Origin of the sequence: Lentzea rhizosphaerae (assembly GCF_042649515.1) — a bacterium.
GTDB classification, from domain to species: Bacteria; Actinomycetota; Actinomycetes; order Mycobacteriales; family Pseudonocardiaceae; genus Lentzea; species Lentzea aerocolonigenes.
In genome coordinates, this window is sequence record NZ_JBHRZI010000022.1 from 30,143 (window position 1) to 53,719 (window position 23,577).

At 70.1% G+C, this 23,577-nt stretch carries 21 protein-coding genes; 13 read left to right on the forward strand and 8 right to left on the reverse strand.

The genetic code is table 11. From position 1 onward, the window contains the following. Positions 1–97: 97 nt before the first annotated feature. From ACFOWZ_RS26580 to ACFOWZ_RS26595, 4 genes are all read right to left on the reverse strand, one after another. Positions 98–1,015, reverse strand: coding sequence for a hypothetical protein (locus ACFOWZ_RS26580; RefSeq protein WP_382376608.1), 918 nt, complete (start codon positions 1,013–1,015; stop codon positions 98–100). Positions 1,016–1,099: 84 nt separating this feature from the next. Then, positions 1,100–1,825: an alpha/beta fold hydrolase gene (locus ACFOWZ_RS26585; protein WP_382376609.1), complete on the reverse strand. Its 726-nt coding sequence runs from the start codon at positions 1,823–1,825 to the stop codon at positions 1,100–1,102. Next, a complete protein-coding gene (locus tag ACFOWZ_RS26590) occupies positions 1,822–2,286 on the reverse strand; it encodes a hypothetical protein (RefSeq protein WP_382376610.1) in 465 nt (154 codons plus the stop codon). The genes ACFOWZ_RS26585 and ACFOWZ_RS26590 overlap by 4 nt, the downstream gene beginning before the upstream one ends. Before the next feature lie 42 nt (positions 2,287–2,328). After that, complete coding sequence (locus tag ACFOWZ_RS26595) at positions 2,329–3,963, reverse strand: C39 family peptidase (RefSeq protein ID WP_382376611.1); 1,635 nt, start codon at positions 3,961–3,963, stop codon at positions 2,329–2,331. Between the two features lie 63 nt (positions 3,964–4,026). Between ACFOWZ_RS26595 and ACFOWZ_RS26600 the strand changes: the two genes are divergently transcribed. From ACFOWZ_RS26600 to ACFOWZ_RS26645, 10 genes are all read left to right on the forward strand, one after another. Next, positions 4,027–6,588 carry an AfsR/SARP family transcriptional regulator gene (locus ACFOWZ_RS26600; RefSeq protein ID WP_382376612.1) on the forward strand — a complete coding sequence of 854 codons (2,562 nt, stop codon included), beginning with the start codon at positions 4,027–4,029 and terminating at the stop codon, positions 6,586–6,588. Positions 6,589–6,612: 24 nt separating this feature from the next. Next, on the forward strand, positions 6,613–7,521 hold the full coding sequence (locus ACFOWZ_RS26605) for a LysR family transcriptional regulator (RefSeq protein WP_382376613.1): 909 nt from the start codon (positions 6,613–6,615) through the stop codon (positions 7,519–7,521). A 115-nt stretch (positions 7,522–7,636) separates the two neighbouring features. Continuing rightward, positions 7,637–8,803 (forward strand): CaiB/BaiF CoA transferase family protein, encoded by a 1,167-nt coding sequence (locus tag ACFOWZ_RS26610; RefSeq protein ID WP_382376614.1) that lies wholly within the window; start codon positions 7,637–7,639, stop codon positions 8,801–8,803. Further along, positions 8,800–9,543 (forward strand): crotonase/enoyl-CoA hydratase family protein, encoded by a 744-nt coding sequence (locus ACFOWZ_RS26615; protein ID WP_382376615.1) that lies wholly within the window; start codon positions 8,800–8,802, stop codon positions 9,541–9,543. Before ACFOWZ_RS26610 ends, ACFOWZ_RS26615 begins: the two co-directional genes overlap by 4 nt. Before the next feature lies 1 nt (position 9,544). Continuing rightward, positions 9,545–10,264, forward strand: coding sequence for an acetoacetate decarboxylase (locus ACFOWZ_RS26620; protein ID WP_382376617.1), 720 nt, complete (start codon positions 9,545–9,547; stop codon positions 10,262–10,264). Then, positions 10,261–11,091 carry a 3-hydroxyacyl-CoA dehydrogenase NAD-binding domain-containing protein gene (locus tag ACFOWZ_RS26625; protein WP_382376618.1) on the forward strand — a complete coding sequence of 277 codons (831 nt, stop codon included), beginning with the start codon at positions 10,261–10,263 and terminating at the stop codon, positions 11,089–11,091. The genes ACFOWZ_RS26620 and ACFOWZ_RS26625 overlap by 4 nt, the downstream gene beginning before the upstream one ends. Positions 11,092–11,093: 2 nt before the next feature. Next, positions 11,094–12,284 (forward strand): acyl-CoA dehydrogenase family protein, encoded by a 1,191-nt coding sequence (locus ACFOWZ_RS26630; RefSeq protein WP_382376619.1) that lies wholly within the window; start codon positions 11,094–11,096, stop codon positions 12,282–12,284. A gap of 63 nt (positions 12,285–12,347) precedes the next feature. Further along, positions 12,348–12,503: a hypothetical protein gene (locus ACFOWZ_RS26635; protein WP_382376620.1), complete on the forward strand. Its 156-nt coding sequence runs from the start codon at positions 12,348–12,350 to the stop codon at positions 12,501–12,503. Position 12,504: 1 nt separating this feature from the next. Continuing rightward, entirely contained in the window at positions 12,505–12,837 is a 333-nt protein-coding gene (locus ACFOWZ_RS26640) for an ArsR/SmtB family transcription factor (protein ID WP_382376621.1), read from the forward strand. Next, entirely contained in the window at positions 12,834–14,429 is a 1,596-nt protein-coding gene (locus tag ACFOWZ_RS26645; protein ID WP_382376622.1) for a SulP family inorganic anion transporter, read from the forward strand. Before ACFOWZ_RS26640 ends, ACFOWZ_RS26645 begins: the two co-directional genes overlap by 4 nt. On the opposite strand, the gene ACFOWZ_RS26650 is transcribed toward ACFOWZ_RS26645, so the two are convergent. Continuing rightward, positions 14,426–15,067, reverse strand: coding sequence for a LuxR C-terminal-related transcriptional regulator (locus ACFOWZ_RS26650; RefSeq protein ID WP_382376623.1), 642 nt, complete (start codon positions 15,065–15,067; stop codon positions 14,426–14,428). The genes ACFOWZ_RS26645 and ACFOWZ_RS26650 overlap by 4 nt on opposite strands. After that, positions 15,055–16,254, reverse strand: a complete 1,200-nt coding sequence (locus ACFOWZ_RS26655) for a sensor histidine kinase (protein ID WP_382376624.1) — start codon at positions 16,252–16,254, stop codon at positions 15,055–15,057. The genes ACFOWZ_RS26650 and ACFOWZ_RS26655 overlap by 13 nt, the downstream gene beginning before the upstream one ends. Before the next feature lie 134 nt (positions 16,255–16,388). Between ACFOWZ_RS26655 and ACFOWZ_RS26660 the strand changes: the two genes are divergently transcribed. After that, positions 16,389–16,790 (forward strand): hypothetical protein, encoded by a 402-nt coding sequence (locus ACFOWZ_RS26660; protein ID WP_382376625.1) that lies wholly within the window; start codon positions 16,389–16,391, stop codon positions 16,788–16,790. Between the two features lie 4 nt (positions 16,791–16,794). Here ACFOWZ_RS26660 and ACFOWZ_RS26665 read toward each other — a convergent pair whose 3' ends face one another. Next, positions 16,795–17,760 carry an aldo/keto reductase gene (locus tag ACFOWZ_RS26665; RefSeq protein ID WP_382376626.1) on the reverse strand — a complete coding sequence of 322 codons (966 nt, stop codon included), beginning with the start codon at positions 17,758–17,760 and terminating at the stop codon, positions 16,795–16,797. A 154-nt stretch (positions 17,761–17,914) separates the two neighbouring features. Between ACFOWZ_RS26665 and ACFOWZ_RS26670 the strand changes: the two genes are divergently transcribed. Further along, positions 17,915–18,919 carry a polyprenyl synthetase family protein gene (locus ACFOWZ_RS26670; RefSeq protein ID WP_382376627.1) on the forward strand — a complete coding sequence of 335 codons (1,005 nt, stop codon included), beginning with the start codon at positions 17,915–17,917 and terminating at the stop codon, positions 18,917–18,919. On the opposite strand, the gene ACFOWZ_RS26675 is transcribed toward ACFOWZ_RS26670, so the two are convergent. After that, positions 18,825–19,676: an NAD-dependent epimerase/dehydratase family protein gene (locus ACFOWZ_RS26675; RefSeq protein ID WP_382376628.1), complete on the reverse strand. Its 852-nt coding sequence runs from the start codon at positions 19,674–19,676 to the stop codon at positions 18,825–18,827. The genes ACFOWZ_RS26670 and ACFOWZ_RS26675 overlap by 95 nt on opposite strands. Positions 19,677–19,850: 174 nt before the next feature. On the opposite strand from ACFOWZ_RS26675, the gene ACFOWZ_RS26680 reads away from it, so the two are divergent. Then, positions 19,851–23,576 carry an nSTAND1 domain-containing NTPase gene (locus ACFOWZ_RS26680; protein WP_382376629.1) on the forward strand — a complete coding sequence of 1,242 codons (3,726 nt, stop codon included), beginning with the start codon at positions 19,851–19,853 and terminating at the stop codon, positions 23,574–23,576. Position 23,577: the final 1 nt, after the last annotated feature.

Here is a 23,577-nt window from a genome sequence, read left to right on the forward strand (position 1 = left end):
CGGTTCTCCCCGCATCCGGAAGAAAAAGTTCGGGCAACCCTCCCCGCGGGCATTCTGCGCGCGGGGAGGGCCGTGCGGCATCGGCCGATCCGGTGCGTCAGAGCACCGCGAGGGTGACGTCGTCGACCTGCATCCACGAGTCGACGCCCGGCGCCCAGTAGCCGGAGAACACGGTGACACCGGTGGCGGTACCGGAGTTGAACGTGACCGTCATCAGCCGATACCCGGCGCCCGCGCCGAAGCCGGTTTCCTGGAACCTGGTGCCGTTGTTGGGCCGCACGCCGAAGAAGCCGCCGGTGTAGTTGCCGGACGTGCGCACCCATCCGTGCAGCCGATAGGTGGTGTTCGGCATGACCGGCACGAACTGCGACACGGCGTTCCAGTTGCGGCTGGCCGTGCGGACGAACGCGTTGTTGCCGTTGCTGAACGAGAACCCGAGCCCGACGTCCACACCTTTGAAGTCAGGCCCTTCTCCCCGCCACGGCGCGCTGATCGTCCTGGACCGCTGCTGCTCGAAACCCGCGTCTGCCACCAGGTTCGGACCGGTCCGAACCCACACGCAGTCGGGCATCACACCGCCGTGCCTGGTCAGCTGCACCGAGGAGATCCTCTTGCTCCAGTGCTCACCGATCGGCAGCCCCGCTTCCAGGCCGCCGATGCGCGCCAGGTCGTCGAACGTGCGCCCGACCGCGCCGCCGTCGAGGTTCGCGCACGGCCCGTTGCGGTCCGCCCGGTCCCAGACGGTCAGCACCGTCTGCGCCTGCACGTGCGCGGAAGCGGGCACGTTGTCCCAGTCGTTCCAGCAGAAGATCGCGCAGTCCCGCGTGACGTTGCGCAGGACGTAGGACGCCGACGCCGGGCCGAGCTCGACGCCGTCGTTCTGGCGTTGCGGGCTCTCCCAGAAGAACACGCGGTGGACCGGTGACCACGGGTCGCCCTGGCCGTCCGCGAGCGCGGGGGACACCGCCGAGACCAGTGCGGCAACTACGGCGGCCGCTATCAGGTGGAATCGCATTTCCTGCCTCCTGTCGATCGTGCTTGCACCACCGATGTGGAGGACGGGAGGCAGTTCTCCCCGCGCGTTCGGGGAAAAGTTCGGTCACACCCGCGAGCGGAGGAACCCGTTGACGATCGCGGCGACCTCGGCGGGCCGCTCGACCACCATGCCGTGCGAGGCGTCGACCTCGCGCACGCGCACGTTCGGGCAGATGATCGGCAGGTCGCGGCGCAGACCGGCGCGGTGGGCGTCCATCAGCGGGGCGAGGTCGGGCGGCACCGGCAGGTTCCTGGTGGCCAGCACCAGCAGGAACGGACTCGTGACCCGCGCGAAGATCGGCAGCGCGTCCGCGAACTCGGGCGACTTCCGCAGCGTCGAGGTGATCTCGCGGCTCGGCCGGGTGATCGTCTCCAGTTGCGCGGTGAAGATGGCGTTGAGCTTGGCCAGACCTTCGTGCACCTCGCCGGCGGGCAGACCCGCGTAGTTCGCCGGATCCGTTGTGGCGGAACGGTGCCCGTCCAGGCTCACCACCGTCGACGACGGGTGCCGCAGCGCCCACATGCCGGCGAGGATCCCGCCCAGCGAGTGCCCGACTGCGGCAGGATCTTCGAGTCCGAAGTGGACGATGGTCTCCTCCAGGTCGTCCAGCACCGCCTCCCACTCCCACGGGCCGTCGGGAGACTCGCCGTGCCCACGCAGGTCAATGGCCACGGCACGCCCGTCGAGGTGCGGCGCAAACGTTTCCCACACGGTCCTGTCCCCGCCCAGACCGTGCAGCAACAGGATCGGCGGGCCGTCGCCGCCGTGATCACGAGCCGCGAGCTTCACGGTTCTCTCCTCGAGTCGAGCCGGGCGCGAATGGACGCGACGGTCACGCCGCCGTCCGGATGCCGCGCGAGTTTGTGGCGGCTCACCAGGTCGTGGACGCCCTGGCGGGTGATGCCGAGCATCGCGCCGGCCACCCCGAACGACACGCACTCCTTGCTCGGGTGGCCGGCGCGACGTGCGGTGACACGGCCCAGCGGCGTGGCCCACCACCCGTCGGGCGGGTCGAACGGGGCGTCGCCGGGGTAGAGGACCGCCATCAGCCGGATCACGACCTGCTTGGCCATCGCATCGTCGGGGCCCAGCAGCTGGGCCGCCCACATCTCGGCGTCGGCCTCGACGGAAGACCGCAGGCCGACGAGGTCGGCCTGCGGCAAGAGGATCTCCAGCGGGTCGAGCAGGCGGCTCGTCACGAGCCGGATCAGGTCGTCGCGCAGGTCCACGTGTTCGGAGGTGGTCGCCACTTGACAGACGATAGCAAGTACTTGACGGCTGGCGTCAAGTACTCAGGCGGCCCACATCTGCACGGGCGCGATGTAGTTCCACGTGTAGAGCTGGTTCGCTCCGTCGTAGCTGCCGTCGGTGCCCGCCCCGTAGGTGTCGTGCACGTAGAACGACCCGTTGTCGTGGTAGCCGATCACCACGGACAGGTGCCCGGCGGTCGAGCCCCACGTGCCGCTCATGATCACGAACTTGCCCTGGTCGATGAATGCGCGGACCTGCGCCGGGGTGAAGTTGCCCTGCTGGACGGCGGCGCCGTTGCGGGCGAGGAAGTCGCGCTCGGACTCCCAGGAGGCGCAGGGGCGGGCCGGGTTGCCGCCGCAGTAGTAGCCGGTGATCCAGCCGTGCGCGCCCTTCCAGCTGCCCGTGCGCGACCAGTCGTTCATCACGCGGTTGAAGGTCGTGCCGCGGTTGGTGAACTCGTCGGTGATGTAGCGGCCCCACTTCGACCAGTGCGAGGACGGCTGCGACACCTGGACGCCGAACTCGCTGGTCAGCTGGTAGGTGACGAGGTCGATCACGGCGCTGGTCGGGCCGCAGGACGAGTTGCCGTTGAACTCGTTGCGCGTGTCCCACAGCTGGTGGATGTACTCGGCGCGGTTCAGCCGGCCCATCGTGGTGATCTCACCATCTAGCGACGACGCCTTCTCCGCGGAGACCTTGCGGTAACCCTTCTGCGGGCTGCCGATGACGGCCGTCGCGCCGTCGATGCCGGTCAGCGCGTAGTTGAACGACAGGCCCTCGACGACCCGGGAGGCCTTCTTGGAGGCGAGGTCCTGGACGTAGACGCCGTTGAACCCGGCGAACTGGTCGGGGCCGAGCTTCTTGTCGGACACGCACCCCATGACCTCGTACGCGACACGGGCGCCGTCGGTGCTCCACACCGCGCTGCGGTAGTGGTGCCTGGTCTCGCCGATCAGCGAGCGGACCTCGCCGTTCTCCGTCGCGAGGCCCAGCCACTGCGGGTCGGAACCGCCGCAGCGGTAGATCTCGTTGTGCTTGATGAAGCTGACGTGCTGCTCGCCCTTGACGTCGACGAGCTTGAAGTCGCGGTACAGGGACGTGGAGTCGCTGCTGATCAACGGCTTCGCGGCGCCGGTCTTGAGGTCGAACCGGACGAGCGAGCCGACGTACGTGCTGTCGTCGGCCGCGTCCGGGTGCTCGACGGCCAGCAGGCCGGTGCCGTCGGTCGTGAAGCCGAGCAGCTGGGGTGCGCGGCCCTTGAGCTTGCCTGCGACCACACCGTCGACAACGACGTTCTCGCCGTCGGCGTACGCGAGAGAAGAGCCGTGGAATACCGCCGAGGTGATCGCGCCGCGGGCAACGAACCGCGACTTCCCGTAACGGTCGACTGTGTGCAGGCTGCTGCCGGTCGTTCCGTTGAAGTCCGAGATGACCGCAGACTGCATACCGTCTGCAGAAGACGTCGTCTGAATGGTGTATGCAGGATCGCTGACGTGGAACGTCGCTCTCTTGGCGCCACCAACGATCACGTCGTATGCGGTGTGCGAGTCCGCGCCCGAACGGATGGCGCGCGCCACCGACGGGCTCTCGGTGTAGGGCTCGGCAGCCTGAACAGGGGACACGGCGGCCGCCACGGTGCCGAAGGCCACCGCCAGGGCGAGTGAGGTTCTCATCATGGGTCAAACGTCAGGGCGCGTGGCATGCGTCCGGTATGCGATCGGTAGTTACGATCGGGAGCTGTGGAGTTCCGGGTGCTCGGGCCGGTGGAGTGTTACGCCGACGATGGCGTGCGCCTGAGCCTTGGGCCGCCCAAGCAACGGGCCGTGCTCGCGCTGCTGCTCGCCCAGCCGGGGCGGGTGCTGTCGGTCGACCGGCTGATCAGCGTGCTGTGGGACGACGCGCCGCCGAAGACCGCGCTCAAGAACCTGCAGGTGTACGTCTACCAGCTGCGCAAGATCGTGGGGTCGCGCCTGCTGTCGCGCGCGCCGGGCTACCTGATGTCGATCGACCCCGCCGAGCTGGACCTGACCCGGTTCACCGAGCTGCTCGACGTCGCCCGCCGCGAACGCACGCCGCAGCGCTACCGGGAGGCGCTCGCGTTGTGGCGCGGGCCGGCGCTGGCGGACCTCGCCGCTTCCGGGCTGTTGCGCGGAGTCGTCGCGCAGCTGGAGGAACTGCGACTCGCCGCACGGGTCGAGTGCGCCGAGGCGGAGCTCGACCTCGGGCGGCACGTCGAGATCGTCGCGGACCTCAACGAGTGGGTGCGCGAACACCCGTTGAACGAGCGCCTGCGCGAGCAGCAGATGGTCGCGCTGCACCGCGCGGGCAGGGCCGCCGAGGCGCTCGCCGCCTACCAGGAGTGCCGCCGGGTCCTCCTCGACGAGCTCGGCGTCGAGCCCGGCGAGTCGCTGCGCCGGGTGCAGGCCGAGGTTCTGCGCGCGAAACCCGTTGGGGCGTCGGCGATCCGCCAGTTGCCGCCGGACGTGGTCACGTTCTCAGGCCGTAGTCGCGAGCTCGCTCTCATCAAGGGCCAGAATCAGGCACAGACCAGCAAGGACAGGGTCGCGGTGTGCGTGATCACCGGGCAGGCCGGCATCGGCAAGTCGGCGCTCGCCGTCCGGGCGGCCCACGAGATCGCGTCGCGGTTCCCGGACGGCCAGCTCTACGCCGATCTCTCCGACGGTGCCTCCGGCCGCGTGCTGAGCCAGTTCCTGCGCGCGCTCGGCGACCGGCCCGGCGACGAGGAGGCCTTGCGCTACCGGTCTCTCACCGCGTCGCGCAGGTTGCTCGTGGTGCTGGACAACGTTGCCACCGCGGCCCAGGTCAAGCAGCTGCTGCCGACCGGCCCCGGTTCGGCCGTGCTGATCACCTCGCGCCGTCCGCTCACCGCGCTGCACGGCGCCTCGTACGTGAAGCTCGGCGCGCTGCCGCTGGAGGAGGCCTTCCAGCTGCTGGAAGGCGTCGCCGGGAAGGTCGGTGACGCGACGGAGCTAGTGCGTTGGTGCGGTGGACTGCCGCTGGCGTTGCGGATCGCGGGTGCGCGGCTCGCCGCACGTCCACAGTGGACGGCACCGCTGCTGGCGGCGAGGCTCGCCGACGAGACGCGCCGCCTCGACGAGCTCAAGCTCGGTGACGTCGCGGTGCGCTCGGCGTTCGAGGTCAGCTACTCCGAACTGGGTTCTCCTGCCGTGGCAAGGGTTTTCCGCCTGCTCGGTCTGCTGGACGGCCCGGACTTCGCGGTGGCGGCGGCACGGGCGCTGACCGACGTCCCCGACGTCGAGGAGTTGCTCGCCGAACTGGCGGACGCGCACCTGGTCGAGGAACCGGTGCCCGGCCGGTTCGCCCTGCACGACCTGCTGCGCCTGTTCGCACGCGAGCGCTGCCGCGGTTCGGAGACGTCCGCGGAACGGTCGCTGGCGCTGGAACGCCTGCACAAGCACTACCTGGAAGCGTTGGCGGACAACCCGACCGACCTCTGGCTCGCCGAGGAGCGCGACAACCTGATCGCCGCGGCCCACCAGGCCTCGCCGGCCGACGCGATCGCGTTCGCCGCCGGTCTGTCCTGGTACTTCCGCCGTCGTTCCGAGGTGGCGGACTGGGCCGCGCTCAACACCCTCGCCCTGGAGGCCGCACGCTCGTTGGGCGACCTCCGCGCGGAAGCGTTGGCGTTGAAGGAACTCGGCGCGGCCTGTGAGCGCGGCTTCAAGTTCGCCGAAGCCCAGCAGCACTGGACGGCCGCCCTGGGCCTTGCCCGCGAGCTGCACGACCGCCAGCTCGAGGCCGTGACGCTCAACAACCTCGGCATCGTGCACTGGCGCCGCCGCGATCTGCCCGCCGCCGTCACCTCGCTGCAGGCGTCGCTGACGTTGCGCGAGGAGCTGTCGGACTCCCAGGGCGCGGCCTACGTGCGGACCAACCTGGGCCTGGTGCACGCGGCGCTCGGCGACCTGCCGGCGGCTCTGGCGTGTTACGAGGAGACCTTGACGACTTTCCGCGCCTGCGGTGACCGCTCCGGTGAGCTGCACGCGCTGGCGAACATGGCCGACGCGCACCGCCAGCTCGGCTCGCTGGACCAGGCGCTGGAGCTGGCGGAAGAGGCGTTGCGGCTCGCGCGTTCGGTGGGGGACAGGCAGATCGAGGCGGGGGTGCTGCTCGACCGCGGGATCGTGCACGAGCTCGCGGGACGGATCGCCGAGGCGCGTGCCTCGTACACGGAGGCCGTGGAGCTGTCGCGGCGGATCGGGTTCCGCTGGGGCGAGTCCGAAGCGTCGCGGAAGCTGGCGGCGTTGCCCTCCGTCTGAGCCGAACGGCCTAGTGTGGATCACGTGGAACTGCTGCACCTCAGGTACTTCGTGGCCGTCGCCGAGGAGCTGAACTTCTCGGCTGCCGCGCGCAAGCTGCACATGGCCGCCTCTCCGCTGAGCCAGCGGATCAAGGACCTCGAACACGAGCTGGGGCGCCCGCTGTTCGACCGCAGCACGCACCACGTGGAGCTGACCCCGGCGGGCGCGGCGCTGCTGCCGATCGCGCGGGACGTGCTGGAGCGGGTCGGGTCGATCAGGTGGCGGCTCGACCAGGCCACGAAACCCGATCGCACGACCGTGTTCGTCGGCATGCCCGCCGGGGTGCACCCGGCGTTGCGGGAGCGGCTCAACGTCCTGGCCGAGCGCGTCGAGGACCGGTTCGAGGTGAAGCGGTGGCCGGGGACGACCGCGGACCTCGTCGCGGCGGTGAAGGACGGGAAGCTCGCGCTGACCTTGGCACGTCTGCCCGTGCAGGAGTCCTCTCTCGACACGCTGCACGTGATGACGGAACGTCTTGGTGCCGTCGTACCGGCCGATCAGTTCGAAGGCCGTGAATCGGTCAAACTGGCGGATCTCGCCGATCTCGCCTATGCGAAGGCGCCGGAAGAATTGATTCCCTCCTATTTCGAGCAGCTCGACCGGCAGTTGCACGAGCTGGGCATCAAAAAGCGCATCCAGCTCAGCAACACCGGCTATCAGGGCACGTCGGAGATCGTGTCCAGCGGGCTCGGGTTCTCCGTCTCCATGTTGGACGAGGACAGCTCGATGCGCGGCTACCAGCTGGAGAACATGGTGGTGCTGCCGTTCGAGGACTTCCGCGCCCAGCTCGACACGGGACTGCTGTGGCGGCACGACCGCGGAGCCGACGGCGACCTCAAGGACGTCATCGCCGCAGCTCGCGACATTTTCACCGAACCCATCACCAAATGAACAATGGTGTGACCGCTGTGGTCATACCATTGTTCGCGACATGATCGTTCCCTTTCTGGCCATTCGCAACTAGCTTCGGTTGTACAACAACGATGCAGGTGCGAAAGGACGAACGATGAAGGACGTCACCGCCGGTCCGCTGGACGGCGTGCGGGTGATCGACCTCTCGACCGTGGTGATGGGCCCGTACGCGGCCCAGATCCTCGGAGACCTCGGCGCCGACGTGATCAAGATCGAGTCGCCTGTGGACACCGTCCGCAACGGCCGCTACCGCACCACGCCGGGCATGACGCCGCTGAGCCTCAACGTCAACCGGAACAAGCGCAGCGTCGCCCTCAACCTGAAGGACTCCGACGACCGCGAGAAGGCGCTCAAGCTGATCGACACGGCCGACGTGCTGATCACCAACATGCGTCCGGGCGCGCTGAGCAGGCTCGGCCTGAACTTCGCCGACGTCGCCGAGCGCAACCCCGGCCTGATCTACGCCCACGCCCAGGGCTTCCGCGGCGACTCCGACCGCGCCGGTGCCGCCGCCTACGACGAGACCATCCAGGGCGCGTCCGGCCTGGTCGACATCGCCAACCGCGCGATCGGGCGGCCCGTCTACCTGCCGACGATCATCGGCGACAAGGTCTCGTCGCTGACCATCGCCTACAGCGTGCTCGCCGCGCTGGTGCACCGGAACCGCACCGGGCAGGGGCAGTGCGTCGAGATCCCCATGGCCGACACGATGATCGCGTTCAACCTCGTCGAGCACCTCGCGGGTCACGCGTTCGTGCCGGAGGAGGGTCCAACGGGCTTCAACCTGTCGATGGCCGAGGGCCACCACGCCGTGCACACCAAGGACGGTCTCGCGTGCGTCGTGCCCTACACCCCGCAGAACTTCCGCGACTTCTTCGCCGCCGCCGGACGTCCCGACCTGGTCGACGACCCGCGCGTCGCGGGCGAGCGCCTCGATCCCGCCGACACCGACGACCTTATGGGCCTCGTCGACGCGTGCGCCTCCGCGCTGACCAGCGACGAGTGGGCCGAGGTGTGCGCGAAGCAGAGCATCCCGTTCGGGCCGGTGCTGGAGCTCGACAAGGCCCACGAGGACTCCTACGTCCGCGACGGCCACCTGCTCGACGTCGTGCAGCACCCCACCGAGGGAGCCGTTCGCTCGATCGGCATCCCCGTCCGGTTCTCCGCCACGCCCGCCACCGTCCGCCGGCTGGCCCCGTTGCCAGGTCAGGACACCGCTGAGGTTCTTGCCGAGATCACAGAACAAGGAGTGCTGTCATGAACGAGGTTCGCACCGAACGCGTCGGTTCGGCACTGCTGATCACGATCGACCGGCCGCAGGCGCGCAACGCCGTCAACGCGGCTGTCGCGACCGGGCTCGCCGCAGCGCTCGACGAGCTGGAAGTCACGCCGAACCTCCGCGTGGGCGTGCTCACCGGATCTGGTGGAAATTTCAGCGCCGGCATGGACCTCAAGGCAGCGCTCAAGGGCGAGTCGCCGGTCGTCGGTGATCGCGGGCTCGGAGGACTCACCGAAGCCGAGCTCACCAAGCCGGTGATCGCCGCGGTCGAGGGATTCGCGCTGGGCGGCGGGTTCGAGCTGGCGCTGGGATGCGACCTGATCGTCGCCGCCGAGGACGCCAGGTTCGGGCTGCCGGAGGTGAAGCGCGGCCTGATCGCCGCCGGCGGGGGAGTGGTCCGGCTGCCGCAACGGATCCCGTACCACCTCGCGATGGAGATCCTGCTGACCGGCGAGCCGGTCGACGGCCGCCGCGCGGGCGCGCTCGGCATCGCGAACAGGGTCGTGCCGAACGGCGAGGCCGCCGCGATCGCGTTGCAACTGGCCGAACAGATCGCCCTCAACGCCCCGCTCGCGCTCGCCGCCGTCAAGGCCGTCGTGCGGTCACGGGATCCCTGGGCCGCGCAACGCGTCGAGAGCACGAAGCTGATGACCACCGCCGACGTCCGCGAGGGCATGACCGCCTTCGCCGAACGCCGCGCTCCACACTGGACGGGGGAGTGACATGCTCGGCATCACACCGCTGACCGCGCCCGCGTTTCCCGCGGTGCAGCCCCGGTTCTACGACCGCGAGTACCTGAACATCGTCTACCGGACCGATCCGGAGGCGTTGCGGGCCGTCGTCCCGGCACCGTTGGAGATCGGCGAACCGCTCGTCCGGTTCGAGGTCATGAAGATGAACGACGTCACCGGCTACGGCCCGTACACCGAGGCGGGCCAGGCGATCCAGGTCGTCTTCGACGGCGAGCGCGGCGAGTACCTGCACGCGATGTACCTCGACAGCTTCGCCGCCACCGCGTCCGGCCGCGAGGTCAGTGCCTACCCGAAGGTGATGGGCTCGCCGAAGCTCTACGCCGACAACGGTGCTCTGGTCGGCACTCTCGACTACGGCACGGTGCGGGTGGCCACCGCGACCATGGGCTACAAGCACTTCGAGCTCGACCGCCGCGAGGCCGAGGCGGAGATCACGGTTCCGACGTTCATGCTGAAGACCATCCCGGACTACGACGGTTCGTTGCGGGTGCAGGAGCTCGTGCGCACGGAGATCACCGACGTCGTCGTGAAGGCCGCGTACACCGGCCCGGCACGTCTGCAGCTCTTCCAGCACGTCCTCGCGCCGCTCGCCGACCTGCCCGTGCTGGAGGTCGTGTCCGCCAGCCACGTCATCACCGACCTGACGCTCGCTCCCGCCAAGCCGGTCCACGACTACTTGGAGGAAGCATGACCACCGTCGCGGTCATCGGTGCCGGAGTGATCGGCCTGTCGTGGGCTCGCCTGTTCGCGGAGCACGGACTGACCGTGCGCGTCGTCGATCCCCGTCCGGACCTCGTCGTCCCCGAGGGCGTGCAGGTGACCCGAAGCGTTGCGGAAGCCGTGCGGGACGCGGACTTCGTGCAGGAGAACGGCCCGGAGAACCTGGAGTTCAAGAAGTCGCTCTTCGCCGAACTGGTCGGGGAAGCACCAGAACACGCTCTGCTGCTCAGCTCGTCGTCCGCGACCCCGTCCACCGCGTTCACCGAGGGGATCGACGGGTCGCGAGTCCTGATCGGACACCCGTTCGACCCGCCGCACGTGATCCCGCTGGTCGAGGTCGTGCCGGGGCGGCAGACCTCGGAAGAGTCCGTCGCGAAGGCCGTCGAGTTCTACCGCTCGCTCGGCCGCACGCCCGTGGTGGAACGCAAGGAGATCCCCGGTTTCGTCGGCAACCGCTTGCAGGCAGCACTGTCCCGCGAAGCCGCGTACCTCGTCGAACAGGGCGTCGTGACGCCTGAGGACCTCGACGCCGTCGTCACGAACTCGCTCGGCATCCGCTGGGCGACCGTCGGCCCGTTCCTCGGCGCCCACCTCGGCGGTGGCCCCGGCGGCTACCGGCACCTCGCCGAGCACATCGGCAAGTCCGTGCAGGGCTTGACACTCGGCACCCCTTCGCAAGATCCCGAACGGCTGATCAGGGCCGTGGAAGACGCTTACGGCTCCTCCACGTACTCGGCGCTGGCCGAGACGCGCGACCGCAAGCAGCTCGCCGTTCTGACGGCATTGGAGGAGAACTGATCATGCAACGCCTGGAAGACCAGCTGGTGGCCGACTTCTACAACTACGAGGCCCTGCTCAGCGACGAGGAGCGCAAGATCCTGCTGAGCGCGCGGGAGTTCATGACCACCGAGATCAAGCCGATGGTCAACGAGTACTGGGCGCGCGGCGAGTTCCCGCACGAGCTGATCGGCAAGTTCCGCGGTGCCGGCCTCACCGCGTTGTCCTACGAAGGCTACGGCGAGCACCCCGACGCCGTCAGCAACCTCCTGACCGGCATGGTGGCGATGGAGATGACCCGCACGGACGCGTCGGTCGCCACGTTCTTCGGAGTCCACAACGGACTCGCGATGTACTCGATCTACGCGGGCGGTTCCCAGGAGCAGCGCGACCGCTGGCTGCCCGCCATGGCCGCGATGGACAAGATCGGCGCGTTCGCGATGACCGAACCGCTCGGCGGCTCCGACGTGGCGGGCGGCATGCGCACCACCGCGAAGCGCGACGGTGACACGTGGATCCTCAACGGCGCCAAGAAGTGGATCGGCAACGCCACGTTCGCCGACTACGTGGTCGTGTGGGCGCGCGACCTCGACGACAACCACGTCAAGGGTTTCGTCGTCGAGAAGGGCACGCCCGGCTTCGTCGCGGAGAAGATCGAGGGCAAGATCGCGTTCCGGATCGTCGAGAACGCCGAGATCACCCTGACCGGCGTGCGCGTGCCCGAGGCGAACCGGTTGCAGCGCATCAACTCGTTCCGCGACGTCGCGGAGATCCTGCGCGCCACCCGCGGCGGCGTCGCCTGGCAGGCGCTCGGCGTCATGATCGGCGCGTACGAGCTCGCCCTCGACTACGCCAAGGAACGTCAGCAGTTCGGCCGCCCGATCGCCCGGTTCCAGCTGGTGCAGGACCTGCTGGTGAAGTCGCTCGGCAACATCACCGCCTCCTGGGGCATGCTCGTGCAGCTCGCCCGGCTGCAGGACGCGGGCATCTTCCAGGACGAGCACTCGTCGCTCGCCAAGGCGTTCGTCACCTCCCGGATGCGCGAGGTCGTCGCGTGGAGCCGGGAGATCTTCGGCGGCAACGGCATCGTGCTCGGCCACGACGTCGCCCGCTTCTTCGCCGACGCCGAGGCGATCTACTCGTTCGAGGGAACCCGCGAGATGAACACGCTGATCGTGGGCAAGGCGATCACGGGGCAGAGCGCCTTCGTGTGAGCCGATGCGGTAGGAGTAACCTGTCGAATTGAAGAAATCTTCAATTCGACAGGTTGTGATGTCGTGAACGAGTTCAGGGACAACCTCCTCGCCCGCATCGAGCAGGCGGAGGAGGCCGTGCGCCTGGCGGCCGAACGGCAGGACGCGTACGCCGCCGAGGTGCACGGCGCCGACCTCGCCAACCTCAGGCGGCTGGCCGCCGAGCACGGGGTGAAGTGACGTGCCCGTTCCGCTCTACCAGGTGAAAGCCGAGTTCTTCCGCATGCTCGGGCACCCGGTGCGCATCAGGGTGCTGGAGCTGCTCCAGGACGGGCCGAAGGCGGTGCGCGACCTGCTCACCGAGATCGACGTCGAGGCCTCCAACCTCTCCGCCCAGCTCGCGGTGCTGCGCAGGTCCGGGATCGTCACGGCCACGCGTGAGGGGTCGACGGTGGTGTACGCCCTCGCCGGTGGTGACGTCGCCGACCTGCTCAGAGCAGCCAGACGCATCCTGACGGAGCTGCTGGCCGGTCAGAACGAGTTGCTCGCCCAGCTGCGCGAGGAGCCCGCGTGAGCTTCCTGCCGACGACGAAGGACTGGACCGTCGCACGCCCGCAAGACCTCATCGCGGGGCTCACCGTCGCGGTCGTGGCGTTGCCACTCGCTCTCGGGTTCGGGGTCGCGTCCGGACTGGGGGCCGCGGCGGGTCTCGCCACCGCGATCGTGGCCGGTGCGCTGGCCGCGGTGTTCGGCGGGTCGAGCCTGCAGGTGTCCGGTCCCACGGGCGCCATGACGGTGGTGCTGGTCCCGATCGTGGCGACGTTCGGGCCGGGTGGTGTGCTCACGGTCGGACTGATGGCGGGTTTTCTGCTCATCGGGCTGGCGCTGCTGAAAGCCGGGCGGTACATGCGGTACGTGCCCGCGCCGGTGATCGAGGGCTTCACGATCGGGATCGCCGCGGTGATCGCCTTGCAGCAGGTGCCCGCCGCGCTGGGCGTTCCCGCACCGGACGGGCACAACGTCGTGGTGAACGCCGTGCGCGCCTTCGGGTCCGAACTGTCCTGGCCCGCCGTCGCGCTGGCGTGCGGTGTGGTGGTCGTGATGCTCGTGGGTGCGCGCTGGCGGCCCGCGATCCCGTTCTCGCTGCTCGCCGTGGCGGCCGGGACCGTCGTGGCCGAGATCTGGTCGTTGCCGGTGGCGAGGATCGGCGCGCTGCCCGCGACCCTGCCGGCTCCCACCTTGTCCTTCGTGGACCTGGATGCGGTGGGGACGTTGTTGCCGTCCGCTGTGGCCGTGGCCGCGTTGGCGGCGCTGGAAAGCCTGCTGTCGGCGACGGTTGCGGACGGCATGAGCGTGAACCAGCGGCACGACCCGGACCGCGAGCTGTTCGGCCAGGGGATCGCGAACGTCATCACGCCGATGTTCGGCGGAGTGCCCGCAACCGCCGCGATCGCGAGGACCGCCGTCAACGTCCGTTCCGGCGCCGGATCACGCCTGGCCTCGCTCGTGCACGCGGCGACGCTCGCCCTGATCATGCTCGTGGCGGCACCTCTGGTCGGCCGCATCCCGTTGGCCGTGCTGGCCGGTGTGCTGCTGGCCACGGCGATCCGCATGGTCGAGGTCGGGTCCGTGCGGGTGCTCGTGCGGGCGAACCGCGCCGACGCGCTCGTGCTCGTGCTGACGGCCGCCGCGACGCTGGCGCTCGACCTCGTGACCGCGGTGATCGTCGGTCTGGTCGTCGCCGGAGCCCTCGCGCTGCGGGCCGTGGCGAGGTCCGTGCGGATCGACGAGGTGCCGCTGGAGACCGGCGACCACTCGCTGGAGGAACGCGCGCTGCTCGCCGAGCACATCGTCGCCTACCGGCTCGACGGACCGCTGTTCTTCGCTGCCGCGCACCGGTTCCTGCTCGAACTGACCGAGATCGCCGCGGTGTCCGTGGTGATCCTGCGCATGTCCCACGTGACCACGATCGACGGGACCGGCGCGCTCGTGCTGCGTGACGCCGTCGAGAAGCTGGAGCACCGGGGCGTGACTGTGCTGCTGTCGGGCGTGCGGGACGAACACCGGCGGCAGCTGGAGACCAACGGCGTGCCGATGTTCGCCACCACACCCGAGGCCATCGAGCACGCGCGCGGGTTGCTGCGCCGGTCCGGCGTTCTTCCCTAGAGGCCCAGGAAACGCAGCACGGCCAGCACCCGGCGGTGGTCGGCGTCGGCCTGGGGCAGGTCGAGTTTGGCGAGGATGTTGTTGATGTGCTTGGCGACCGCGCTCTCGCTGACCACGAGCAGACCGGCGATCCCCGCGTTGGAACGGCCCTCCGCCATGAGCGCGAGCACCTCCCGTTCGCGCGCGGTCAGCCGGTCCAGCGGGTCGCTCGGCCGTCGCACCAGCAGCTGGGCGACGACCTGCGGATCGAGCGCGGTGCCGCCGTTCGCCACCCGCCGCAGCGCCTCGGCGAACTCCTCGACGTCCGCGACCCGCTGCTTGAGCAGGTAACCGACGCCGCTGGTGTTGGCGGCCAGCAGGCCGGCCGCGTAGCGCTCCTCGACGTACTGGGAGAGCAGCAGCAGCGCGGTCGACGAACGGCTGCGGCGGATCGACAGCGCGGCACGCACGCCCTCGTCGGTGAAGCCGGGTGGCATCCGGACGTCCACCACCGCGAGGTCGGGCTCGTGCTCCTCGACCGCGGCCAGCAGCCCCTCCGCGTCGCCGACCTCGGCGGCCACCTCGAAGCCCGCCATCTCCACGACCTTGACCAGCCCCACCCGCAACAGCACGGAGTCCTCGGCGATCACCGCACGCACGGCAGCTCCACACTCATCGTCGTCGGTCCCCCCACGGGACTGCTCAGCCGCAATGATCCGTCAACCGACCGCACGCGCCGCGTGAGGCCTGTGAGGCCGCTTCCACCGGTGGGGTCGGCCCCGCCCAGGCCGTCGTCCTCGACCGCCACCCGCAGCACCTCTCCGAGCAGCATGACCGTGACATCCGCCCTGGTCGCCTCCCGCGCGTGCTTCGCGACGTTCGTCAGTGCCTCGGACACCACGAAGTAGGCGACCGCCTCCACCGCGGGCGCCACCCGGTGCGGCAGGTCCACCTTCAGCCGTACGGGCAGCGGCGCGCGGGCCGCGAGTCCGGACAGCGCCGCGTCCAGCCCGAGTTCGTCCAGGACGGACGGGTGCAGCCCGCGGACGAGGTCGCTGAGCTCCTCGATCGCCTCCTTCGCCTGCCGGTGCGCGGAGTCGATCACCTCGCGTGCTTCCGGAGGCAGGTCCAGCGTGGCTTTGGCGATCCCCAGGTTCAGCGCCAGCGACACCAGCCGTTGCTGGGCGCCGTCGTGCAGATCCCGTTCGATGCGCCGCCGTTCCGCGTCCGCCGCGTCCACCACGCCCGCACGGCTCTCGGTGAGGTCCTCGACCCGTTGCGCGAGGTCGTCCTCCCTGCTGCGGCCGAGCAGGGCGGGCACCACCTGGCTCTCCAGGCGCACGATCGCGGCGGCCAGGGCCGGGACACCGGCCAGCACGACCACCCCCGCCACCGAGATGAACGCCGCCTGCGTGGAGTCGATCCGCCACGGCCGGGGCAGCGCGTAGATCCACACCGAGGTCGGTGCCGCGGCCACTCCGGCCAGCAGCAGTCCGACGACCAGTGCTTCGAGGCCACCGAACAACACCCCGGCCAGGCAGTGGTACCGGACCTGGCGCCACGGCCGCCGCCAGCCCGGATCCGTGACGGCGATCCCCAGCAGCTGCCGGAAACGCCGGCGCTGGGCCCAGGTCAGCGCCGGCACGCACAACGCCGCCAGCACCACGGTGAACCCGAGGATCACGGGCGCGGTGCTGTCGCCTCCTCCGATGATCTCCCACACCAGACCGAAGACGTTGAACAGCAAGAACCCCATGAGGAGGTGCAGGGGCACTCCGAGCGCGAGGAAGGACGTGTCGCGGGTCAGGCGGGTGAGCGTTCGCCGCAGCCGGGGCACGATCTTCATGCCACGACCGTAGACGGTGTACCTGGTGCCACCCCCAAGACGGACAGCAGTGCTACTGACTCACGGCCGCCCGGATCGCAGGGTTGATCACGAGCCCGACCGCCGGGTTCGTGAGACCGGAAGAGACCTCCGTCGTGGCCCTCATTTCCTTCGCCGCCAACAAGAACACGTTCCGCGTCGGCTGCGTGCTCACCGGTGCGGGCGTCGTCCTGCTGCCCTGGCTCGGCTACCTCGCCGCGACCCTGCCACCCGCCCAGGCCGTCGCCTGGGTGACCCTCGACGCCCTGGAGGCCGCCGCGCTCCTCACCGCCGGAACCCGGCTGCTGCGTGGCGACGCCGGCCACCGCGCACCCGCGGCCGCCGCGGCGGTGCTGCTGGTCACCGACGCCTGCCTCGACCTCGCCACCGCCGCCACCGGCCAGGAGCTGGCCACGGCCGTCGTCGTGGCCGTGGCCGCCGAACTGCCCCTGGCGGTCCTGTGCGCGGCCCTCGCGAGCCGGAAGGCCGAGTGGTGTGGCATGCGACGTTCGCGGTGAGCCGCTAGACGTGCCCGGCGATGCGGTGCGGCTGGTACGCCGACTCCAGGAGTTCCACCTCGTCGTCGGTCAGCTCGAACTCCAGCGCCGCCACGGCGTCGTCGAGCTGCGCGGGCTTGGTCACGCCGATGATCGGCGCCGTGACGACGGGGTTGCGCAGCAGCCACGCGAGCGCCACCTGGGCCCGTGAGACGCCCCGAGCGGAAGCCACGGCGGCCACCTGCTCGACGATCGTGCGGTCGGACTCGACGTACAGCGTCGACCCGAACTCGTCGGTCTCGGTGCGGGCGGTCGTGGCGTCCCAGTCACGGGTCAGCCGGCCGCGGGCCATCGGGCTCCACGGGATCACGGCGATGCCCTGGTCCGCGCACAGCGGCAGCATCTCGCGTTCCTCCTCGCGGTACAGGAGGTTGTAGTGGTTCTGCATGGACACGAACCGCGTCCAGCCGTTCTGGCGTTGCGTGAACAACGCCTTGGCGAACTGCCACGCGTACATGGACGAGGCGCCGATGTAGCGCGCCTTGCCCGACTTCACCACGTCGTGCAGCGCTTCGAGCGTCTCCTCCAGCGGGACGGTGCTGTCGAAGCGGTGGATCTGGTACAGGTCCACGTAGTCCGTGCCGAGCCGGCGCAACGACTCGTCGATCTCGGCGAAGATCGCCTTCCGCGACAGGCCCGCGCCGTTGGGGCCCTGGTGCATCCGGCCGTGGACCTTGGTGGCGAGCACGATCTCCTCGCGTCGCGCGAAGTTCTTCAACGCCCGTCCGGTGATCTCCTCCGAGGAGCCCGCCGAGTACACGTTGGCGGTGTCGAAGAAGTTGATGCCGGCGTCGAGCGCGGCCTTGATGAACGGCCGGGAATCCTCCTCCGGCAAGGACCAGGCGTGGTTGCCCTTCTGCGGATCTCCGTAGCTCATCATGCCGAGACAGATCTCGGACACGTCCATGCCGGCGAGCTTGGTGTAGCGCACGGTAAGCCCCTCAGTACAACGATGTTCACGGCCGGGTGACGGTGACGACAACCCGTTCAACATCAACGTAGTCCTGCTCGCCGGATCGTGCCCCTCTTCGACACGACAGTGGCATCTGCTCCTGTGTGCCTGACCTGCGGTTTAGCGTTCTTCTGTGACGAGCATCGAGGTGGTCGCGCCGCCGCGGGACGTGCTGGCGTGGAGTCGCGCCCTGATCGAGGCGCCGTTGAAGGCCGCGTTCGCCGCGCTGCCGGACGAAACCCGCGAGGTTGTCGACCACCACTGGCCGGATCACTCGACCGCCGCGTTCGCGCTGCTCGCCGCCGAGACCGTCGGTGACGCCGCCACGGCGATCGGGGTCGCGACCGCGCTGGAGCTCGCCGTCTGGCACGAACAGTTGCATTCGGACCTGATGACGCGCGCGGTCAGCCGCGGTCACCAGCCGAGCGCGTGGGTGGAGTTCGGCGACGACAGGGCGGTCTCCGCGGCCGACGCGTTGCTGTCACTGGCTTTCGCGCAGCTCACCAAGCCCGAGGTGCTGATCCTCAACGCCGCACTGTTGTCCGTTGTGGACGGTTATGTCCAGGAAGTCGAGATGGAGGAACGGGACGACGTCGACGTCGCCGAGCACCTGGGCGTGGCGGCGGCGAAGCACTCCGCGCTGACGGCCTGCGCGTGCGAGCTCGGCGCACTCGCCGCGGGCGCCACCAGGAGCCAGGCCGACCACCTCAGGGAGTTCGGCGACGACGTCGGCCTCGCCCGCAAGCACGTGGACGACGTCCTGGCGATCTGGGGCGGCGCGGCGATCACCGGAAGGCCGCTGTACGACGACCTCCTGCACCGCCGCCGCACGCTGCCCGTGGTCGCGGCGATCAGCTTCGGCACCGACGTCTACGCCACCGACGCGGAACCGCACGAGCTGGCCCACCGCGTCGAGCAGGCGGGCGGCCGCAAGTGGTGCGAGCAGCAGGCCGAACTGCTGCTCGCCCGCGCCCTGCACCACCTGCGACAGGTGAAACCGAGGGCGCGGGCGGCGGACGAGCTGTTCGGTCTCGCCAGGGAGGTCACGACCGCCAGGAGTGCACGGGCTCGAACCCCAGCACCCGCCGTGCCTTCTCAATCGACAGCAGAGTCTCGTGAGGACCGAATTCCCTCTTGAGCGGCACACCGGGGTAGACCTTCGCGACGAGCTCGTCGTTCGGCGTCGTCATGCACGTGTCCGCGTTGGCGATGATGAACACGTCGAACCCCGTCGCGTCGTGCGCGAGCGCCTTGCGCACGGCCTGCGCACCATCCCGTGCGTCGATGTACGACCAGAGGTTCCACTTGCGCGCGAGGGGATCCGCATCGAACGGGAAGCGTTCGTAGTCGTGCGGCTCCATCACGTTCGAGAACCGCAAGCCGATGATCTTCATCTCCGGCTCCCACCGGCAGAACTGCTGGGCGAGCGTCTCGTCGACGAGCTTGCCCAGCGAGTACGACGTCTCCGGCCGCCCCGCGTACTCCTCGTCGACGGGGATGTACGGCGGGGGAGTGTCGAACGGCAGACCGAGCACCGTCTCGCTGGACGCCCACACGACGTTATGAACCTTGGCGAGCCGTGCGGCGGCGAACACGTTGTAGGTGCTCGTCACGTTGTTGTGAAACGTCTTGGCGTTGGGCGCGACACCCGGCCCGGGAATCGCCGCCAGGTGCACCACGGCGTCGAGCCCGGCGTAGCGGTCGTCGATACCGCTGATCGCCTCGGCGACCTGGCCGTAGTCGGTGAGGTCGACGCGCGTGAAGTCACACCCCTGAGGCGTCGGAGGGGCGGCCTGGTCGAGGTTGTGGACCTCCCAGCCGTGCTCCAGCAGGTCGGCCACGACGGCGCGCCCGAGCTTGCCGCTGCCTCCGGTCACCGCGACACGTTGAGTCATGAGTCAGATCGTGCCACCTGGCGGATCGCACGCGAAACCGTCGGCAATTCCATTGTGCATGGCAATTGTTCAAGACAACCTCGATTGTTGTCGCAATCATGGCCGGGAGTACCCGGAGTCGATAGGGTCGCCAGCGAGGGGAAATGAGTCGGAGGTGCTCAGCAGGGGGTTGAAATGCCTCGACCGGAACGACCGCTGGACGCTGCCCAGGACGCGGTGCAGCACTTCGCCGCCGAACTGCGCGAGCTGCGCCGGAGTGCGGGCGGGATCACCTATCGGCAGCTCGCGGAACGCAGCGGCTACGCCGTGTCGACCGTGTCGGAGGCGGCGGGAGGCCGTCGGCTGCCCACCCTGGACGTCGCGCTGGCCTATGCCGTGGCGTGCGGTGGCGATGGTGAGGAATGGGCGGCGAAATGGCAGGCCGCCTCGCTCGCGGCCACCGAGATGCGCAGTTCGGGTTGTGCGGAAAGTCGTGCGCCCTATCGAGGGCTGACCAGTTTCCGCTCCGAGGACGCCGATCTGTTCTTCGGACGCGAACGGATCGTGGCCGACATCGTCGAACGGATATCCGCCCATCCCGTGACGGTGGTGCTCGGGCCGTCGGGTGCGGGAAAGAGCTCGCTCCTCGCCGCTGGCGTGCTGCCCGCACTGGCCACGACGAAGGTGCGGCAGGTCGTCCTGTCTCCCGGCGCCACGCCGCGGGCGACCCTGCTGCGGTGCCTGGGCGTGCCCGAGCTGGATGCGCTGCCGGACGACGCCGAGCTGCTGATCGTCGTGGACCAGTTCGAGGAGGTCTACACGTTGTGCGGCCAGGACGAGCGGGCCGCGTTCCTCGACGACGTGCTGGCGCTGGCCGACCGGCCGGGCGGGCGGATTCGCCTGGTGCTGGGCGTGCGGGCCGACTTCTACGGCCGGTGTGCCGAGCACCCCCGCCTGATCGAGGTGCTCAGGGAGAACCAGGTGCTCGTCGGGCCGATGGGACGCGAGGAGCTGTGCGCCGCGGTGAGCAAACCCGCGTTGTCGGTGGGTCTGTCGGTGGAACGGGCGTTGCTGGTCATGGTGGTGAACGAGGCGGAGGGGCAGGCAGGCGTGCTGCCGCTGCTCTCGCACGCGCTGCTGGAAACGTGGCGCCGGCGGCGTGGCGACGTGCTGACCGCGGCCGGCTTCACCGCGGCGGGCGGCATCAACGCGGCGGTGGCCCGCACCGCGGAGGCCGCGTTCGGTGAGCTGGACCCCGCCCAGCACGCGTTGGCCGCCGAGTTGCTGTTCCGGTTGCTCGCCCTCGACGAGGACACCGGTGCGGCGGTCCGGCGGCGGGTGGACGTCGCCGAACTGCTCGGTGTCGCGCCCGGCGCGGACGAGGTGATCGACCGGCTCGCCTCGGCCCGGTTGATCACGGTCGACCTGAACACGGTCGAGATCGCGCACGACGCCGTGCTCTCCGCCTGGCCGAGGCTGCGCGGGTGGATCGACGACCACCGCGACGCGCTGCGCGTGCACCGGACGCTCGTCGAGGCGACCAGGACCTGGACGAGTACCGGCCACGACCCCGCGACGCTCGCGACCGGTGCCCGGCTGGAGCAGTGGCGCGCCTACGCCGCTTCCGGGTCGGCGCCCGTCCGGCTGAGCCAGGAGGAGCGTGCGTTCGTCGAGGAGAGCACCGCGCAGGTCAGGCGTGCGGAGGCCGCGGTCAGACGGCGGTCCGTGCGGCTGCGTGCGGTGACCGCCGTCGCCGTCGCGTGTGCGGTCGTCGCGGGCGTGCTCGCGGTGGTCGCCGGCAACGCCAGGACCGACGCGCTGCACGCCCGCAACAACGCCCTGTCGCGGCAGACCGCCCTGAACGCGGGAAAGCTGCGTGACACCGATCCCGGGCTCGCGGCGCAGCTGGCGATCGCCGGCTACGGGGTCGCGCGGACGACGGAGGCCAGATCGGCGCTGCTCGAGTCGTCGGCAGCGGTGTTGCCCGCGAGGTACCTCGGCGGTGCCGGTCCGACCGCCTTCGACGCGTCCGCCGACGGTGCCCTGATCGCGGTCAGCAACGCGACCGACGGCACGGTGCAGCTGTTCACCAAGGCGGACGGCGGGCCGGCCAGGGCGGCCGTGATCAGGCCTCGGCAGGTGCCGGGTGTCGTGGTCTACGCGGTGGCGCTGACGCCGGACGGCCGCATGCTCGCGACCGGTGACATGGATGCGACCATCACGCTGTGGGACGTCTCGGATCCCCGCGCGCCCAAGCCGCTCGCCGCACCGATCAACGCTCCCGGTGGTGGTGCCGTCGAACGCCTCGACTTCGACTCCGGCGGCACGCAGCTCGCCGCGGCGACGGGCGACCGGATTCTGCGCTGGAACGTGAGCGATCGGGCGAACCCGCGGTCGTTGCCCCCGGTGCTCGCCGCCGCGAAGACCAAGACGGTCGCCTACGGCAGCGGCGGCCTGCTGGCGTTCGGCACCGAGTCCGGCCACGTCCACGTCCTGCGCGCCGACGGGACCGAGCTCGCGGTGCTGGACGCGGGCGGACGGCCGGTCCCCGCCGTGTCGTTCTCCCCGGACGGGCACACACTCGTCGCGGGCACCCACGACCGCTCGCTGCTGTCGTGGGACATCTCCACGCCGGCCTCACCGAGACCGCTCAAGCCGCCGACACCGCTGTTCGACCTCAAGGTCACGACGACCGCGTTCAGCCCGGACGGCCGCTACCTGATCGCCGGCAGCGCGGACTCCACGGTCCGCGTGCTCGACGCCGCGACCTGGACGACGTTGCAGACCCTGCCGCACCCCGACGTCGTCAGCTGGGCCACGTTCACCGACGACGGCCGGTCCGTCGCGTCGGTGGCGACCGACGGAGCGCTGCGGGTCTGGCCGCTGGCCACGGCCCTGCTCGGTCGTGCGGACGCGCCGATCGCCGACACACCGTTCAGCGGCGACGGGACCAGGCTCGCCGTCTTCACCGAGGACAGCGTCGGCCTGTGGGACACCTCCGGCGCCATCACACCGCTGGTCACCGGGCTCACCGCGACAGGGGCCACGTTCAGCGGCGCCGGTGACCTGTCGCGCGACGGCACCCTGCTCGCCGCGGGCACGACCGGCGGCGAGGTCCACCTGCTCGACGTCTCCGACCCGGCCCGCCCGCGGCTGAGTTCACGGCTCGGCGGCTCGCGGGACGAGGTGATGGCGGTGGAGTTCAGCCCGGACGGCACGATGCTCGCCGCCGCGGGACGTGACACGTCGGTCCGTCTCTTCAACCTCGCCGACCTGCGGGAGCCGCGGCTGACAGCGGTGCTCGACGCTCCGGCGAACGTCGTGCTGGACCTCGACTGGCACCCGTCCGGCAAGATCCTCGCCGCCGCGAGCGGGGACAGCCACGTCTACCTGTACGACGTGACCGGCGCGCCACGGCTGCTGAGGCCGCTGGAAGGCCTGAAGAGCTACGCGTACAGCGCCACCTTCAACCCCGCCGGCACCGTGCTGGCGGTCGCCGGCGTCGACAGCGTCGTGATCCTCTGGGACGTCAGCGACCCCGCCGCGCCCCGCCGCATCGGGCAGCCGCTCGCCGGTCCCACCGGCCGGATTCTCCAGCTGTCCTTCCACCCGCGCGGCGACCTGCTCGCGGCCGGAGCGATCGACGGCACGACCTGGCTGTGGAACGTCGCCGACCCCGCCCAGCCCGCCAGGACCGCCGTCCTGTCCGCCACGGGCTCCCCGGTCGACACCGCGGTGTTCCGTCCCACCGGCGACCTGCTCGTGACCGGTGGCGGCGACCGCCGGCTCCGCACGTGGCGAACCGACTCCGACGCCGTCGTCGCCGAGGTCTGCGCCGCCACCGGCGATCCGCTCACCGAGCACGAATGGGCGACCTATCTGCCGGAGATTCCCTACGCACCCCCGTGCCCGCGGCGCTGAC

Coding starts and splice junctions, on each gene's coding strand:
- ACFOWZ_RS26615 (WP_382376615.1), top strand. CDS start 8,800: ATGAACGAGGTTCGCACCGAACGCGTCGGTTCGGCACTGCTGATCACG.
- ACFOWZ_RS26675 (WP_382376628.1), bottom strand. CDS start 19,676: ATGACTCAACGTGTCGCGGTGACCGGAGGCAGCGGCAAGCTCGGGCGC.
- ACFOWZ_RS26680 (WP_382376629.1), top strand. CDS start 19,851: ATGCCTCGACCGGAACGACCGCTGGACGCTGCCCAGGACGCGGTGCAG.
- ACFOWZ_RS26620 (WP_382376617.1), top strand. CDS start 9,545: ATGCTCGGCATCACACCGCTGACCGCGCCCGCGTTTCCCGCGGTGCAG.
- ACFOWZ_RS26655 (WP_382376624.1), bottom strand. CDS start 16,254: ATGAAGATCGTGCCCCGGCTGCGGCGAACGCTCACCCGCCTGACCCGC.
- ACFOWZ_RS26630 (WP_382376619.1), top strand. CDS start 11,094: ATGCAACGCCTGGAAGACCAGCTGGTGGCCGACTTCTACAACTACGAG.
- ACFOWZ_RS26595 (WP_382376611.1), bottom strand. CDS start 3,963: ATGATGAGAACCTCACTCGCCCTGGCGGTGGCCTTCGGCACCGTGGCG.
- ACFOWZ_RS26610 (WP_382376614.1), top strand. CDS start 7,637: ATGAAGGACGTCACCGCCGGTCCGCTGGACGGCGTGCGGGTGATCGAC.
- ACFOWZ_RS26625 (WP_382376618.1), top strand. CDS start 10,261: ATGACCACCGTCGCGGTCATCGGTGCCGGAGTGATCGGCCTGTCGTGG.
- ACFOWZ_RS26580 (WP_382376608.1), bottom strand. CDS start 1,015: ATGCGATTCCACCTGATAGCGGCCGCCGTAGTTGCCGCACTGGTCTCG.